1 protein-coding gene is annotated in these 207 nt (G+C 78.3%); it reads left to right on the top strand.

Going from position 1 to position 207, the window contains the following annotated elements:
• Nucleotides 1–207: PfkB family carbohydrate kinase (locus J0695_RS42355; RefSeq protein WP_242553823.1), on the top strand; the 207-nt coding region annotated here is incomplete at both ends.

Genomic DNA, 207 nt, shown 5'->3' with positions numbered 1-207 from the left:
GGGAAGGGGCGGGATCGGGGACTCCGCTCCGCGCAGCGGCGACGCAGGCCGCGCCCCGGACACCGTCACCTACGTCCCCGCCCTACGGGTGGACGTCGTCGCCCCCGTCGGCGCCGGCGACGCCTTCGCCGCCGGATTCCTCTCCGGCACCCTCCGCGATCTCCCCGTACGCGACCGCGCCCGGCACGGCCACCTCATGGCCGCCGC

The sequence above is a fragment of the Streptomyces beijiangensis genome (assembly GCF_017315755.1).
GTDB classification, from domain to species: Bacteria; Actinomycetota; Actinomycetes; order Streptomycetales; family Streptomycetaceae; genus Streptomyces; species Streptomyces beijiangensis.
The sequence above is the reverse complement of the archived record's forward strand: the minus strand, read 5'-3'. Positions and strand labels throughout refer to the sequence as shown.